Here is a 14,953-nt window from a genome sequence, read left to right on the forward strand (position 1 = left end):
TTCCCATAGCGTAAGCTAGTAAGAACCCTGAAAGATGATCAGGTTGATAGGTCAGAGGTGGAAGCGCGGTGACGTGTGGAGCTGACTGATACTAATCGTTCGAGGACTTAACCAAATAGATGACAACGTAATTCTTCTTCAACATTATCTAGTTTTGAGGGAATAAAGTTTTTTCACGACAGTGAAAATAACTATCCTTAATTTTCTCTTGAAATAATGGTGTAAATCAGTATAATAGAATATGTCTTGATAAATATTTAGGTCCGGTGACGATGGCGAGAAGGTCACACCCGTTCCCATACCGAACACGGAAGTTAAGCTTCTCAGCGCCGATGGTAGTTAGGGGCTGTCCCCTTGTGAGAGTAGGACGTTGCCGGGCTGCAATTCTATTATATCATTATTCCGCGGTAGCTCAGTGGTAGAGCAATCGGCTGTTAACCGATCGGTCGTAGGTTCGAGTCCTACCCGCGGAGCCATACGGAGAGCTGTCCGAGTGGCCGAAGGAGCACGATTGGAAATCGTGTAGGCGGGCAAAACCTGTCTCAAGGGTTCAAATCCCTTGCTCTCCGCCATTATTTTTAAATTTCTGGCCCCTTGGTCAAGCGGTTAAGACACCGCCCTTTCACGGCGGTAACACGGGTTCGAATCCCGTAGGGGTCACTTAAATATGGAGGATTAGCTCAGCTGGGAGAGCACCTGCCTTACAAGCAGGGGGTCGGCGGTTCGATCCCGTCATCCTCCACCAAAGCTTTTTACCGAGCACAGCGAGGTAAAATAGGTTTCCATAACTCTTAGGAAACTGAGAATAGCTTTAATTATTATTATCGCGGGGTGGAGCAGTCTGGTAGCTCGTCGGGCTCATAACCCGAAGGTCGCAGGTTCAAATCCTGTCCCCGCAATCGGCAGTTTTAAAATTTATTACTGCTTTGGTCCGGTAGTTCAGTTGGTTAGAATGCCTGCCTGTCACGCAGGAGGTCGCGGGTTCGAGTCCCGTCCGGACCGCCATTTATATGTTGGCTCAGTAGCTCAGTCGGTAGAGCAAAGGACTGAAAATCCTTGTGTCGGCGGTTCGATTCCGTCCTGAGCCACCATTTTTATAACTTCAAAGAGAAATCTTGCATATATATACTTGGAGGGGTAGCGAAGTGGCTAAACGCGGCGGACTGTAAATCCGCTCCTTCGGGTTCGGCGGTTCGAATCCGTCCCCCTCCACCAACGTTTTTTCGACGTAGGAGAAAATAACGTACAGTTTTCTTTTTACGAAGCGAGTAAAATAGCTTTCCATAATTTTTCATTTAAGAAAGATTAATTTCTAAATATAGGGGTATAGTTTAAAGGTAGAACGAAGGTCTCCAAAACCTTTGGTGTGGGTTCAATTCCTACTACCCCTGCCAATTTTATTATGGCGGTCGTGGCGAAGTGGTTAACGCATCGGATTGTGGCTCCGACACTCGTGGGTTCGATTCCCATCGATCGCCCCATTTTTATAAAAAATTATTGGGCTATAGCCAAGCGGTAAGGCAACGGACTTTGACTCCGTCACTCGTAGGTTCGAATCCTGCTAGCCCAGCCATTTCGCGGAAGTAGTTCAGTGGTAGAACACCACCTTGCCAAGGTGGGGGTCGCGGGTTCGAATCCCGTCTTCCGCTCCAATATATTATGGCGGCATAGCCAAGTGGTAAGGCCAAGGTCTGCAAAACCTTTATCCACCGGTTCGAATCCGGTTGCCGCCTCCATTTTAAAATATAATGCTAGTGTTTTAACTAGCCGGGGTGGCGGAACTGGCAGACGCACAGGACTTAAAATCCTGCGGTAGGTGACTACCGTACCGGTTCGATTCCGGTCCTCGGCACCATTCTTAATAGAAGAAATGCTACTAATATACATACGACAAAAGACTTGACCATTTGGTTAGGTCTTTTTTTAATGCATAGAATTATTATTGTAAGATTTCTAAATATCTGTTAGAATTTGTCCTTATAACTACATAAATTTTCCAGAGGTGATTTTAATGGTGGTTGAGGACATTTATAAGGATTTACCTATAATAGAAACGCCTAGACTTATTTTAAGAAAAATTACGGCTGCAGACACAGCTGCGATGTTTTCTTATGGCTCCAATAAGGAAGTTGCAAAGTATGTTACTTGGGATGTACATAAAACGATATCGGATACGGAAGCCTTTATTAGCTTTGTGCTCGACCAATATGCCAATCAGAAGGTTGCTCCTTGGGGTATGGAAGATAAAGAGACTGGTGAGTTTATTGGAACGATAGATTTTGTGTGGTGGAAGCCGAATCATCATAGTGCCGAAATTGGCTACGTGCTTTCACCTGAGTATTGGGGAAAGGGAATTACTACAGAAGCTGCTGAGGCACTTATTCGATTTGGATTTGAGAAAATGGAGCTTGTACGTATTCAAGCGAGATGCATGGTTGATAATATAGCATCTTCTCGCGTCATGGAGAAAGCAGGCATGTCTTTTGAGGGAATTAATAGAAAGAGTATGTTTATCAAAGGACAACATCATGATCTAAAAGTCTATTCAATTTTAAGAGAAGAGTTTAACTTTTAATCTATTACTATAGTAATTGAGGTGTTGAAGTGGGTTATCAGGAAAATGAGTTAAGATTAAGACCGATAGAGTATGAAGATTTAAAAAGTCTGTGGGAGCATATTTACAAGGAAGAGTCTCCAGAGTGGAAAAAGTGGGATGCACCCTATTATGAATTGAAGCAAATCTCTTATGAAGAATTTTTAACAAATAAAGATGATTATGTGGACAGCGAGCAACGTTGGGCGATTGAAGTCAATGGTGAGGTTATAGGGACAGTGGGGTATTACTGGGAGCATGAACCTTCTAAATGGCTGGAGATGGGGATTGTGATCTATGACCCGAAATATTGGAACGGTGGTTATGGAAAAAGGTTATCTGTATGTGGACAAATCATCTGTTTAATACCTTGCCATTGGCCCGTGTCGGCTATACAACCTGGTCAGGGAATGTAAGAATGATTAAGGTTGGCGAAAAGCTGGGGATGAAGGAAGAGGCAAGGATAAGAAAAGTGAGCTACTATAATGGGGAATACTATGATTCCATTCGAATGGGCTTGCTGCGAGAAGAGTGGGAAGTAAATAGTATTTTTCATCAGTAAAATCATTGTAAAATTGGTTTGACAGAATCGTATTATCGTGATAAGATATTCTTTGTCTTGAGTTACTGAAAAGTTTACTTTAGACAATAAGAATATGCCGGTGTGGCGGAATTGGCAGACGCGCACGACTCAAAATCGTGTTCCTCTGGAGTGTCGGTTCGACCCCGACCACCGGTACCATTTTACTTTAACATTTGCGTGATATAACGACGATTTCCTTTGATTAGGAAGTCGTTTTTTTACGTTTATAAGATACTTTTTGTCGTGCGAAATAGTAATACGAAGTGCAGGGCGTGTAATAGCGTGTTCATCTGACTATGCAAAGTGTACTGTGATGCGAATAACGTGCTATGCAACGTGATGTAGGCTTTAGCTAAACGTACTGGATAACGTTCAGTAGAACGTATAGTGGTGTTCAGCAAAACGTACTGCACAACGTATTGAATAATGTTTCTACACGAAAGGGGTATTTGTATTATGGTTCGTCGTAAAAATATAATTCCTGTTCTTTCTGTTGATGTGAATGCAAATCAAAGTAATGATTCATTTGAACATCTTTTTCACTTGTTTGTACGTGATTGTAAGATACGCAATCTAAGTGAACATACGCTTCAATACTATAAGAATGAACTGTTTAAGTTCTGTAAGCGTCTGGAACGTGAAGCTGTGTGTACATTACCCGCTTCCATAACGGAAGAACACATCAAAGAACATGTTATTCTTTCTATGATGCGTGAAGGATTGAAGGAAACAACGATCAACGCAAACCTACGTGCAATTAGGTCTTTCTTTAACTTCCTTGAACGTGAATGTTACGTGTTGGAAAATCCTTTAAAGAAAGTGAAACTTGTTAAGCAGAAGAAAACAGTTATTCAAACGTTTAGCAGGGATGAAATACACGCGCTGTTACGTCAGCCTAACATGAATACGTTCACTGGATTACGTGATTACACGATGATGATGTTTTTACTTGAAACAGGTGTTAGGGTGAAGGAATTGTGTGGAATACGCATCAACGATATTAACTGGAATGATGGTGTTGTATTGATTCGGGAAGCGAAGGGTTATAAGGAAAGGAACGTTCCAATACAGCGAATCATGAAGAAGCAACTAGGTACATACATGCAGGTACGTGGGCAGTTAGAACATGATATGTTGTTTGTGAACATTGATAATGAACCTATTGCAATACGTGCGATTCAACAGTTCATAGCGAAGTATGGGCGTATGGCAGGTGTTAAGAACGTGCGTTGTAGTCCGCATACGTTTAGACATACTTTTGCAAAGATGTCTGTGCAGAACGGTGCTGATGTGTTTACGCTTCAAGCAGTGTTGGGACATACTTCAATGGATATGGTTAGGAATTATGTAAATATGTTTTCAAATGAAATACATGGCAATCATAGAAAATTTTCACCGATAGAAAAGTTATTTTAAGTGCAGGTTATTCTGATGATGCGAAGTAAAAGTGTTAGCTGCGTCTTACTGCAAATCAATAAGAAAAGAAGATAAAGTGTATCATCTGCGTTGTTGTGTGTGGGTGTACGTGAAGATACGTTGTGCTTTATGTTGATGTAATGTCTAAAACTAAACTATATAAAGTAGCACTTTCACTAATGCAATTGTTAGTCATATTGCATAACTTTGTACACTGTGAAGTACTGATAGTGGTGGGTTTCTGCGTCTTATTGATGTGATTAAACATGGTGCTAGTGTGTGGGAAAGTGTGGTGTAGTGCGGGAATACACGCTATGTGTACGTGTGCTAGGCGCATCAAGAATGAAGGTGTTACTTACTATTGATGTGGTGGAACGTATTAGGAACGTGTGTTCTTATAAAGGGTTGCCACATACAACAACAAAGGTATAGGGTGGTGGGGGTGTGACGTGTTGTGTGCGCTTCCTTCCACCTTTTTATTTTTGTTTATTTTTTCCGTACATATTACGTTAATGCAGGTGGGGGCAGGGGCGAAAAAGGTACCGCTACTTGTTCCGTTGTGTAGAACAATATAATAATAATATTTCTTCCCTTTCCACTTGAAGCACATGTTTTACACGATCTAATACCCCCGCCCTTAAAGATTAGGGGTGGTACGAAAAGGTACCATACGTGTAATGGAACGTTCCAGATAGCGCACTGTGTGTGTTGAAAGGGTGTGGTGTAAAGTGTGTAGGTACCCGCTTCCTATTTGTATGATGTGCAAATATTTAAGTTAAACTTTCCTGTACGTGGAACGTGTGGTTCGATAGAACTGCATGTGAACGTATCAGGCAAACAACCGAAGGGCGTTAGTAGATGTATGTGCCACATCAATAAAAAAGGGACTGAAAATATCAGCCCTGTTGATGCGTGTAATTTAATTAATAACTTTCGTTACGTGTAACCTTGTTAGCAATACCACCGATTAAAGCTAATAATCCTACAACGCCCATAAATAACATGTTCAGTACAAAAATTACACCAACAATGTTAATTATCCAAGAAAGTACAGGTACATTTTTTAGCGCGTACATCCATTCCAATAATGTTACGGTTAATCCGTTATAAGTGATTACTGGTTCAATAACTGCAAATATGTAGTAAACTATGCCAATGAAGAAGGCTACCAATGTGTAAGGTAATATTTCTTGTGCATGATAGTCGTTATTATTACGTGCTTCTGCTGATTTACCACCTATACCCTGCATCGAACCAAAGAAGAAAATTATACCTGCTACAATTGTGTATAATATATAGCTGTCTGATACGTCAAAAGTATCTACAAATCCTACTGTGTAAAGCACTAACATTGATGTGATTACATAATATCCTAGTAAGTTTAAGAACAACGTGGATAGTTTGAAGCGGTCTAAACGTAATAACATTAGAAGCAATGTTGCAGGTACGATAACTACCCAATTCCATATGATGCTGTACAAAAACATTAGAATTGCAATGCCAAGTAAAAATCCTAAAAAAGTCCCCATACCCCTAATCCCCTTTTATTAAATTCTAATCACATTCACACGTAAAGGTATAAATATCATTAATTTACTTTTATTACGTATGAATACAATTAATGTAAAAAGTATAGCACACTTTTTTTGTCTGTTTTGTTTAATTTTATTTTGATTCGGCAATGTAAACTAATGGCTAAAAGTTAACATTCATTTCGTTGATTTTATTGTGTTGAAAGGGTTTTAGTGGTAAAGTTAACTTATTAGGATAAAAGTATACATTCGAATTAGCGTTATTAAAGGGTTTAGGCGAATCAGACTAATAATTAAGGGATTGGTAAACGTGGAAAGTAAAAAGCATGATATTGATGTGCAACCAATTAGAAGTCAGGAACAAATCAAAGATATGCTTTGGGCGTTAAACAGGCATTGTAGCAGACGTGATTACATAATGTTTTTGATTGGAATTAACACAGGCTTACGTGTAAGTGATTTGCTTGCACTGGAAACGCAACAAGTACTGGCGTTACGTCGCAGAAAACAGAAGAAGATAACCGTAAAGGAAGGCAAAACAAAGAAGCAACGTGAAATCAACTTGCATTCGATCTACGCAGAAGTGCTGGCTTACGCAGAAACCAACGAATCAAAGTACTTATTTCCTTCGCGCAAAGGTGATAAGCCAATAACAAAGATACAAGCGTACAGGCAGTTACAGAAGGCAGCGGATTTTGCAGGTGTCGAATCAGTAGGCACACATACAATGCGCAAGACGTTTGGGTATTGGTTGTACAAGCAGACTAAAGACATTGCGTTGCTTCAAGATATACTAAATCACAGCAAGCCTTCCATTACGTTAACATACATTGGCATTAATCAAGAAGAAAAAGACAAGGTATTAGACAGCTTTTGCTTGGGTTTATGATGTGCATATCAATTGAATGATTTAAGGGGTGTAACGTTCAGTTATATCCTTTTTTTTATGTGTTCATTAAGGTATGAATGATGTGAAAAACTACGTACTTAAATGTAGTGGAAAGTGACTAGAAAGTGTGTGTTGATGCGCTTTTTCACGTTCAGGCAAAAATTATACAGGTACTTTTAGGCGTTATATAATTAATATATAAGGTTATCAATGTTAACGATACACCTGTATTACATAAAGAAAGGATGGCGAATCAATGAATAGTGAAGTGAAAGTCACGATTGGCGTGAAAGTAACGCCAGAATATGTGAAAGACATTGATACTATGGTGGATTTCTTCCAAAGTCGTATTGAATTAGGCAAGGTAACACGTTCAGAACTGCTGTTGAAAGCACTGGATGCGTTCACAGAACGTGTGGCTGATATGCCTGAATATCAAGACTTTCTTGCCCTGCGGGGTTGATGTGTTAGCAATACGTTAATACATCCGTACGGTGTTTGGTTGTGTGAAGTGCAGTAGTGCTTGGTGATGCGTGGTACAGAACGTACAGCCAAGTACATGTTCACATCAACCAACGTACCGAAAGAACGAAACCATTTTGTTCTTATCACAGCATTTGTTCTTTTAGATATAGAAGAAAAAAGGTGGTGATGGTCGTGTTAGAATTTATGGTGATTTGTCTTAGTGGTTATCTGTTGCTGTGTGAAGCGACAGGCATATGGGAAAGAAAAGGGTAAGTTTTAAGGTTACACAAAAAGTTAGCGAATCAATGCAACCGCAACGTGATGGATTCTTCCAGTTGATGTGTAAGAACTTAGGTGCTGATGAAGTGTCACACCTTACGTACAACGAAAGCAGATTAGCAAAGTACTTGGAACATGCAAGTGTGGATGCGATTTGCTTTAACAGTATTGAAAAGCGTTCATACGCATTTGAATGCAAGTACGTATCAGAAAAGAGTACACCTAATGTTACATTTGAACTGTCACATCAAAATGGCAAGGTAGGATGGGCGTTAGATGAATGTACAATGAACAATTACATTGTGTACTTCTTGCAAGGTGTTGGTGCTGTGCTTTGTGATATGAAGGCGTTCCAAGACGCAGTGAAGCGTAACATTGATGCGTTTGATACAAGGGAATATAATGGTAGTAATATTACGCAGGTTCACTATGATTGGCTTATCAGTGAAGCGTGCGGGACGTTCTACACAGAAGAACAATTACTACAAGCTGAAGCATTTTTTCGAAGCATGCAAGGACGTAGGTTAGTAGCACCTATCAGTGAAATTGGCGCACTTACTTACAAGTACAATATGCAGGGGATAGTACACATGTCGTGTGCAAAACAAGTGCAATAAAAAACACTAGACTATGTGCAGTAGTCTAGCGTTAGGTGATGAAGTGTATAGGTGATATATAACTTCTTGGTAAGATAAGTATATCACCTGTACGTCTTTCACATCAAGGAAAGCAATGGATTTCTTGTGCGTGAAAATCAAACCAAACCAAACTAACCAACGCACCATTACACATGGTGAAAGGGTTGGTATGATTATGACAAATTTAGCATTAGTGGATACAAGTACTGGTGAAGTAATTTCTTCTGATGTGGTTTCTTACCGTACGTCAAAGCAACAGGAAGCGTATCAGGGCGTTAGGGCGCATCAACTTAAAGAAAAACATAGCTTCCGTACAACGGGTGATAAGTTCACCAATGGAAACATGGATACGATCAGACAGCTTCGACGTGAAATAGACGATACTACGCTTGGTTACGTTCTGTACTTGCAAACAGCGTTACAATACGATGGAACGTTAGGCACATCAAAACGTGCATTTACAAAGGTTAAAGACTTTGAAGCGGTTCTGAATGTGAAAGCACTACAAGTGAAGAAAGTAGTTAAAGCATTACGTATTGCAGGTGTGCTGAACGTGAATGATGAAGGTGTGTATTGCATGAATCCGACGTATCACTGGAAAGGAAAGATGCATTCTTCTGATGCGCAAAAGAACGTTAAGCTGATGGATGCAGGGATTAAAGCTTTACGTGATGCGGGCATGAAAGCAAAGGATTTAGGTGTGTTGTATGCACTTTTACCATACATCAATTACAGCAAGAACTTAGTCACACATAATCCGTATGAATATGATGTGAACAAGGTTCAACCAATGAACTTACAAGATGTTGCTGATGTGTTGAATTACGAACACGCACAAAGGGTATCTGGTAAGTTACGCAAAATTACCTTTACTGCACCAGATGGACGTGCAATGTACGCTTTTGGCATCGTATCAATAGGAAAGGAAAGCAATGTAATTGTTAATCCGCTTCTTGTACGTAGATTGGCAGAAGGAAAAGGGCAGGAATTGTTAAGCAACGATTTCTTAACGTTGTTTCAAATCAACAGACCAAAAAGCATTTAATGTGAAGGGTGTAAGGGGTGCGTGTTGTTGCGCATCCTTTTTTTATTGATGTGTAAAAATAGTATAGATTTTGCATACCTTTTTTTTGATGATGTCTAAAACAATACATGCAATTTTGCATACCTTTTTGGCTTAATAGGTGCAATTTTGCATACCTAGTAAAAAAGCTGAAACACGTTGGGGCAGTAAGTATGAAGGCACTTTTTGGTGTGGTCATTCCTTCTTATATCTTAGAAGTACTTTTTCACATCAAAGAAAGCGGGGGAATTAACGTGTATTACTGACTTTAAGCAGGACGTTTAATATATACGTACTTTTTGTTCAGCAGGTGTACATAAACCTACGCTTCGCTACGGTTGTTCTGCGCTTCGCTTGAACGAAAAAAAAACTTCTAAAATACTTTCACATCAAAGAAATAAAGGGAATTAATACGTGTTGCAATAAGTGTTATGCACGTGCTGTTTTACGTACAGTTAGCGTTAATCATTCTTTTGATTCGGAAGTATTTAAGTGTTTTGTTTTAACGATGCGTAGCATCAACAGGCGTTTAGCCTGTTCCTGTACATAGGAATTACGCAGGAAAGACTTTTTAAGTATTGTAATCATCCATTTGATGTGAAATAATACCATTATTCGCACGACATTAGTTAATAGAAAACGTGGATTTAAGTGTGTAATACGAATATAAACGAATAGTGTGTCGTTATATAACGCTATGTAACGTTGGTATGTATGCGATGTGGGGTGTGTGCTGTACGTGTGTAGGCACTAGCACGACTCAAAATCGTGTTCCTCTGGAGTGTCGGTTCGACCCCGACCACCGGTATCATGAAAAGGTATAAACCTTTATAAGTCAATGCTTTGAGCAATCAAGGCGTTGACTTTTTTTATGCTTTATTTTGTTAAAGTGATTTCCAAATCGTGTGGACAACAATTTCCGATTATTAAGTACCTTTAAGACCAATTTTCTTAAAGGGGAGCAAGAATCAACAGTGATTTTGCTTTGATGAATCCTAAATTGATTTCATACATCAGACCAACAGTATAATAGGTAATAAAAAGGCAGGGGCAACCCTGCTTTTTTAAATCAAATAATAATTCCTACTTTAACGGGCAAGTTTGTTCAAAAAAATTTTTACATTATTATGATAGAATGTTTATATAATTAGAAACTAAGGAGGGATAAGGATTGTTAAAATATATGATTTTTGACGTAGATGGAACTATTCTTGATACTGAAAAAGCTATATTAAAATCTCTACAAAAAGTATTAAAAGAAGAAGGAAGAGATTTTCAATTAGAGGATTTAAGGTTTGCTTTAGGAATACCAGGGATAGAAACATTAAAAAAATTAAATGTGACTGATTTGGAACGTGTACATCCAAAGTGGTCAGAGACTGTACTAGAATTTTCTCACGAGGTAAGTGTTTTTCAGGATTTAGAAAATGTTATAAAAGCATTATCTGAAAGTCCTGTCAGAACTGGTATTGTGACTTCAAAAACAAAACAAGAGTTAATTGATGAATTTGAACCTTTTGGATTAAGTTCATTTTTTGAGTACACGATATGTGCAAGTGATACTGAAAAACATAAACCACACCCTGAACCTCTATTAGTTTGTTTAGATGGGTTAAATGCTAATCCAGATGAATCAATATATATTGGAGATTCCATATATGATATGCAATGTGCAAAAAGTGCTGGTGTGAAATTTGCACTTGCTTTATGGGGCTCTAAAACAACTGAAAAATTTGAATCAGCAGACTTTGTATTAAAGGAACCAAAAGATATTTTAGATTTAATAAAAATGTAATAAACTTCAAAAGAACTGAAAAGAACTCACAGTAGTAACCATGAGTTCTTAGTGTTAAATTCTTATTTTATGTGACTTTAACCAATGCCGAAACCGTGCAAAGTTCGTGCAAAGTTTCAATTTATAATTGGTTTTAACATGTTTTAACAAATGGCTTAATATTGTTTATTGGATAATATTTCAAATTGTTATAAGTAAATACTTATACTAGAATAGAGACATAGGTATTTAATAATCGTATGGACAATTACATTAAAGCATTGAAATATAATGGCGAAAAACCTTATGCCCGTGCCTATTCCACGGATTCTTCAGACGCGCACGACTCAAAATCGTGTTCCTTCTGGAGTGTCGCTTCGACCCGGTATCAACGAAATAGTGAAATGAAGGCGTTTATGAGAAATCATTAGCGTCTTTTTTTGCGTTTCCAATGACGAAAAAATCGTGCTAACTAGAAGTGAAAAGTGTTTAACGGTCGTATTATTGGATAATTAATTCGAAAGGCAAGGTGATCATCAACGTAAGGGACAAGAATGGCGTGACATTAGAACAACAAAACAATCGAAAGGAAGTGTCATTGTTGGCGGTTTATGGATTGTACGGAAAATATCGACGGTTGAATTGCATGACGAAATTATCCTCTTTATGAAGGTGAAAGGGGAAACGGTGACAAACGCGAATTGCTTTTCCAACTCATTGTACGGTATTTTTATCATGGATAAAAATGGGGAATAGGTAAATGGTAAGATGTAAAAATATAGTAGAAGGATTATACAAAACTATTAGCAGGAAAAACAAATTCCTTTGTCGAATTAATAGACAAAACTAAGTTGAAGGGGGATTCTTGTGAATCAAGCCTTACTCGTGATTGAAGCTCAGCAAGAATTAATTGATGGTAATGAAAAAGAGAAGAGTGTTTTTAATAAAGATAGACTGTTAGATACTATCAATTCGGTCATAATAAAAGCATTGGAGTCGAACTCATCAGTAGTTTTTGTGAGAGATAAAGATGTGTCTGATGGTGAAGGTGAAGGGTTTCAAATTCATCCAGTCATTAAAGTGCCACCTTCTGCTAAAATATTCGATAAAAAAGCTACGAATTCGTTCTATGGTACTGCGCTAAAGGATTATTTAGAGAACATGGGAGTTGAACATCTTGTAATTATGGGGTGTAAAACAGAATATTGCATTGATACAGCAGTTAGAATGGGAACAATAAATGGCTTTGATGTAACACTAGTTGAAGACGGACATTCTACAACAGACTCTTCAATCCTTTCTGCTGAAAAAATTATAAATCATCATAATAAAATCCTTCATGGCCATGACAATGTCGATCATTTTTCTGTAGTTAGAAACAGTAACGACGACTTATTTAAGCCAATACATAACAATTATCGATAAATAATGATTTGGAATTATCGCTAGGTAAAATTAGTAATGAGGAACTTTATGTCTCGAAATCGTGTACTTCTGGAGTGTCGCTAGACCCGTCAACTGGTATTGATTTAAAGCTTTTACGCACATATAAGTAGAAGCTTTTTTGTGTTTTCCTCACAGGCTTACCCTTGTGGTGTTGAAGAAACCTGCAAACATATAATTAAACATCCGATTACCCCTAATTCACACAAAATTTACCTCCCCTCAACAATTCCTGTGCTATAGTAAAAATATCAAATGGATATTTTAGGAAAAGTTCTTACATAACGTATGTCTTGAATACACTTTTAAAAGTCAAACAAATAAATAAGGAGTACTGTACCAGATGAATAAGATAATCGAAGTATCAGGCCTTAAGAAATCCTATGGCAGTATCCAGGCTGTTAAGGGAATTGATTTTTATGTGGAAGAAGGGTCGCTTTTTGCTTTTTTGGGGCCGAATGGAGCGGGGAAATCGACGACGATTGATATTCTTAGCACATTATTAGAGCCGAATGAGGGTCGTATAGTAATTGATGATTACGAGATTGGTAGAGATGATAGTAAAATCCGTTCGGAGTTAGGGATTGTTTTTCAAAATAATCTACAGGATGACTTATTGACGGTAAAAGAAAATCTTCAGTGTAGAGGAAGTCTCTATGGGTTAAAGGGCAGCGAGCTAAAAAACAGAATGGAATCTGCCATCGATTATACGGAGGTTCGTGGCTTTTTGAATCAGCCTTACGGGAAGTTGTCAGGTGGGCAAAGAAGAAGAGCAGATATTGCGAGAGCACTTATTAATCAACCCAAGATTCTTATTTTAGATGAACCGACTACAGGACTCGATCCACAAACAAGGCAGCGAGTATGGGAAACCATCCGAGAAATCCAACGAGAAACGGGTATGACTGTTTTTCTCACAACTCATTATATGGAAGAGGCTGCCAACGCCGATTATGTGGTCGTGATTGATAATGGGGAGATTGTGGCCAAAGGTACGCCATCACAAATAAAGGAAGAGTATAGTTCGGACTATCTTGAAATCCACGGAACAGATATTCAGAAGCTAAGTGAGATTTTGGAGCAGGCAGGACACGAATATGAAGTAAAAGTAGACACCTTAACTATCAAACTATCTTCTACTTTGGATGCACTGCCGATTTTAGAGCAATGCAAGGAGGACATCATTGGGTTTCAAGTGGTGAAGGGGACGATGGATGATGCATTTATTACGATTACAGGAAAAGAGCTAAGAGAATGAGATATCTTATTAAAAGAAACTTGTTGGTGTTTTTCCGAGATAAGGCCAGTGTGTTTTTCTCGCTTCTTAGTGTGTTTATCATTATCGGTTTATATCTGCTTTTTCTGGGCGATGTGATGAAGAGTAATTTGGAAGGGGAAGAAACGGGAACGTTGATCGACGCCTGGATTATGGCCGGTGTTATCGCGATTGCCCCTATTACAACCGGAATTAGTGCTTTGGGGATTATGGTCGAGGACAGGAAGCTCAAGATTTATAAGGATTTTTATGCCTCTCCTTTAAAAAGAAGTAGTTTAGCAGGTGGGTATATTTTAAGCTGTTTTACCATTAGTCTACTACTGACTCTAGTTACGTTGATTTTTGCAGAAGTTTATATCGTCGTTAATGGTGGAGAATTGCTTAGCTGGACTGCTCTCGCTCAAGTATTGGGCATTATCATTTTAAGCGATTTTTTATCTGTATTTGTTCTTTACTTTTTTGTGTCTTTTTTCAAAAGCAGCAACGCATTTTCGGCTGCAGCTACCATTATAGGAACATTGATAGGCTTCTTAACTGGAATCTACATCCCGATGGGGAGCTTGCCGGATGCTGTCCAAATGATTGTTAAAATATTTCCACCTTCCCATGCCGCCATGATGCTGCGTGAGATTATGATGGGGCCAGCCGAGGAAACTGTATTTAAGGGTGTGCCTGAAACAACCATTGAGGATTTCCAACTATTGATGGGCTCTCTTTTTAAAATGGGAGACTTTGTGATTCAGTGGTGGCACAGTCTTTTGTATATGCTCATTTTAGGAATTCTATTCTTTCTGTTATCCATGTGGAAAATGGCTAGGAAAACGAGTTGATACGACGGTGAATGCTGTCGTATTTTTTTTGCGTTAAATTCTTTGACAAAGGGTACGTTATTGATAAGAAATAATTGATGATTTATTTGTTTTGGTGAAAATGGTATGATAAAGTAGAATTTTTGTTCGTATTTTTAACGAGTCAAAGTGGAAGTAAAAGGGAGAGAGACAC

At 38.6% G+C, this 14,953-nt stretch carries 11 protein-coding genes, 15 tRNA genes, 2 rRNA genes and 1 pseudogene; 28 read left to right on the top strand and 1 reads right to left on the bottom strand.

Annotation, left to right across the window (positions count from 1 at the left end; translation table 11 throughout):
* The 20 genes and pseudogenes from FAR12_RS18010 to FAR12_RS18105 form a co-directional block, all read left to right on the top strand.
* Nucleotides 1-115 (top strand): 23S ribosomal RNA (locus FAR12_RS18010); the annotation flags it as partial.
* 147 nt (nt 116-262) lie between these two features.
* A 5S ribosomal RNA gene (rrf, locus tag FAR12_RS18015) occupies nt 263-379 on the top strand.
* A 22-nt stretch (nt 380-401) separates the two neighbouring features.
* Nucleotides 402-476 (top strand) — tRNA-Asn (locus FAR12_RS18020).
* Nucleotides 477-479: 3 nt separating this feature from the next.
* Nucleotides 480-572, top strand: a tRNA-Ser gene (locus FAR12_RS18025).
* A gap of 16 nt (nt 573-588) precedes the next feature.
* Nucleotides 589-660 (top strand) — tRNA-Glu (locus FAR12_RS18030).
* A gap of 9 nt (nt 661-669) precedes the next feature.
* Nucleotides 670-745, top strand: a tRNA-Val gene (locus tag FAR12_RS18035).
* Between the two features lie 80 nt (nt 746-825).
* Nucleotides 826-899 (top strand) — tRNA-Met (locus FAR12_RS18040).
* Nucleotides 900-928: 29 nt separating this feature from the next.
* Nucleotides 929-1,005 (top strand) — tRNA-Asp (locus FAR12_RS18045).
* A 10-nt stretch (nt 1,006-1,015) separates the two neighbouring features.
* A tRNA-Phe gene (locus FAR12_RS18050) sits at nt 1,016-1,091 on the top strand.
* 40 nt (nt 1,092-1,131) lie between these two features.
* A tRNA-Tyr gene (locus FAR12_RS18055) sits at nt 1,132-1,215 on the top strand.
* Nucleotides 1,216-1,320: 105 nt separating this feature from the next.
* Nucleotides 1,321-1,394: transfer RNA gene (locus FAR12_RS18060), tRNA-Trp, on the top strand.
* Between the two features lie 11 nt (nt 1,395-1,405).
* A tRNA-His gene (locus FAR12_RS18065) sits at nt 1,406-1,481 on the top strand.
* Nucleotides 1,482-1,498: 17 nt separating this feature from the next.
* Nucleotides 1,499-1,573: transfer RNA gene (locus FAR12_RS18070), tRNA-Gln, on the top strand.
* 4 nt (nt 1,574-1,577) lie between these two features.
* Nucleotides 1,578-1,652 (top strand) — tRNA-Gly (locus tag FAR12_RS18075).
* Nucleotides 1,653-1,661: 9 nt separating this feature from the next.
* A tRNA-Cys gene (locus tag FAR12_RS18080) sits at nt 1,662-1,736 on the top strand.
* Nucleotides 1,737-1,766: 30 nt separating this feature from the next.
* Nucleotides 1,767-1,855 (top strand) — tRNA-Leu (locus FAR12_RS18085).
* 156 nt (nt 1,856-2,011) lie between these two features.
* A complete protein-coding gene (locus tag FAR12_RS18090) occupies nt 2,012-2,575 on the top strand; it encodes a GNAT family N-acetyltransferase (protein WP_126410198.1) in 564 nt (187 codons plus the stop codon).
* 29 nt (nt 2,576-2,604) lie between these two features.
* Nucleotides 2,605-3,155 (top strand): annotated as a pseudogene (locus FAR12_RS18095) (GNAT family N-acetyltransferase).
* Nucleotides 3,156-3,251: 96 nt separating this feature from the next.
* Nucleotides 3,252-3,335, top strand: a tRNA-Leu gene (locus tag FAR12_RS18100).
* Between the two features lie 297 nt (nt 3,336-3,632).
* Nucleotides 3,633-4,592 carry a tyrosine-type recombinase/integrase gene (locus FAR12_RS18105; RefSeq protein WP_126410199.1) on the top strand — a complete coding sequence of 320 codons (960 nt, stop codon included), beginning with the start codon at nt 3,633-3,635 and terminating at the stop codon, nt 4,590-4,592.
* Between the two features lie 923 nt (nt 4,593-5,515).
* On the opposite strand, the gene FAR12_RS18110 is transcribed toward FAR12_RS18105, so the two are convergent.
* Nucleotides 5,516-6,121 carry a hypothetical protein gene (locus FAR12_RS18110; protein WP_126410200.1) on the bottom strand — a complete coding sequence of 202 codons (606 nt, stop codon included), beginning with the start codon at nt 6,119-6,121 and terminating at the stop codon, nt 5,516-5,518.
* Nucleotides 6,122-6,434: 313 nt separating this feature from the next.
* Between FAR12_RS18110 and FAR12_RS18115 the strand changes: the two genes are divergently transcribed.
* The 8 genes from FAR12_RS18115 (at nt 6,435) to FAR12_RS18150 (ending at nt 14,781) form a co-directional block, all read left to right on the top strand.
* Nucleotides 6,435-7,013: a tyrosine-type recombinase/integrase gene (locus tag FAR12_RS18115; RefSeq protein WP_126410201.1), complete on the top strand. Its 579-nt coding sequence runs from the start codon at nt 6,435-6,437 to the stop codon at nt 7,011-7,013.
* Between the two features lie 256 nt (nt 7,014-7,269).
* Nucleotides 7,270-7,476, top strand: a complete 207-nt coding sequence (locus tag FAR12_RS18120; protein WP_126410202.1) for a hypothetical protein — start codon at nt 7,270-7,272, stop codon at nt 7,474-7,476.
* A 307-nt stretch (nt 7,477-7,783) separates the two neighbouring features.
* The gene (locus FAR12_RS18125) at nt 7,784-8,374 is read left to right on the top strand and encodes a hypothetical protein (RefSeq protein WP_170972247.1); all 591 of its coding nucleotides are present in this window, start codon (nt 7,784-7,786) and stop codon (nt 8,372-8,374) included.
* A 196-nt stretch (nt 8,375-8,570) separates the two neighbouring features.
* Complete coding sequence (locus tag FAR12_RS18130; RefSeq protein ID WP_126410204.1) at nt 8,571-9,440, top strand: hypothetical protein; 870 nt, start codon at nt 8,571-8,573, stop codon at nt 9,438-9,440.
* Nucleotides 9,441-10,641: 1,201 nt separating this feature from the next.
* Nucleotides 10,642-11,253: an HAD family hydrolase gene (locus tag FAR12_RS18135; RefSeq protein ID WP_425456199.1), complete on the top strand. Its 612-nt coding sequence runs from the start codon at nt 10,642-10,644 to the stop codon at nt 11,251-11,253.
* 846 nt (nt 11,254-12,099) lie between these two features.
* The gene (locus FAR12_RS18140; RefSeq protein ID WP_126410206.1) at nt 12,100-12,657 is read left to right on the top strand and encodes a cysteine hydrolase family protein; all 558 of its coding nucleotides are present in this window, start codon (nt 12,100-12,102) and stop codon (nt 12,655-12,657) included.
* A gap of 361 nt (nt 12,658-13,018) precedes the next feature.
* On the top strand, nt 13,019-13,933 hold the full coding sequence (locus FAR12_RS18145) for an ABC transporter ATP-binding protein (RefSeq protein ID WP_126410207.1): 915 nt from the start codon (nt 13,019-13,021) through the stop codon (nt 13,931-13,933).
* Nucleotides 13,930-14,781 carry an ABC transporter permease gene (locus FAR12_RS18150; protein ID WP_126410208.1) on the top strand — a complete coding sequence of 284 codons (852 nt, stop codon included), beginning with the start codon at nt 13,930-13,932 and terminating at the stop codon, nt 14,779-14,781. Before FAR12_RS18145 ends, FAR12_RS18150 begins: the two co-directional genes overlap by 4 nt.
* Nucleotides 14,782-14,953: the final 172 nt, after the last annotated feature.

The sequence above is a fragment of the Bacillus yapensis genome (assembly GCF_005280205.1).
Taxonomy (GTDB): domain Bacteria; phylum Bacillota; class Bacilli; order Bacillales; family Cytobacillaceae; genus Robertmurraya; species Robertmurraya yapensis.

Bases quoted from the DNA above. Each gene is read 5' to 3' on its own strand.
- FAR12_RS18090 (WP_126410198.1), top strand. From the start codon at position 2,012: ATGGTGGTTGAGGACATTTATAAGGATTTACCTATAATAGAAACGCCT.
- FAR12_RS18105 (WP_126410199.1), top strand. From the start codon at position 3,633: ATGGTTCGTCGTAAAAATATAATTCCTGTTCTTTCTGTTGATGTGAAT.
- FAR12_RS18110 (WP_126410200.1), bottom strand. From the start codon at position 6,121: ATGGGGACTTTTTTAGGATTTTTACTTGGCATTGCAATTCTAATGTTT.
- FAR12_RS18120 (WP_126410202.1), top strand. From the start codon at position 7,270: ATGAATAGTGAAGTGAAAGTCACGATTGGCGTGAAAGTAACGCCAGAA.
- FAR12_RS18125 (WP_170972247.1), top strand. From the start codon at position 7,784: ATGCAACCGCAACGTGATGGATTCTTCCAGTTGATGTGTAAGAACTTA.
- FAR12_RS18130 (WP_126410204.1), top strand. From the start codon at position 8,571: ATGACAAATTTAGCATTAGTGGATACAAGTACTGGTGAAGTAATTTCT.
- FAR12_RS18135 (WP_425456199.1), top strand. From the start codon at position 10,642: ATGATTTTTGACGTAGATGGAACTATTCTTGATACTGAAAAAGCTATA.
- FAR12_RS18145 (WP_126410207.1), top strand. From the start codon at position 13,019: ATGAATAAGATAATCGAAGTATCAGGCCTTAAGAAATCCTATGGCAGT.
- FAR12_RS18150 (WP_126410208.1), top strand. From the start codon at position 13,930: ATGAGATATCTTATTAAAAGAAACTTGTTGGTGTTTTTCCGAGATAAG.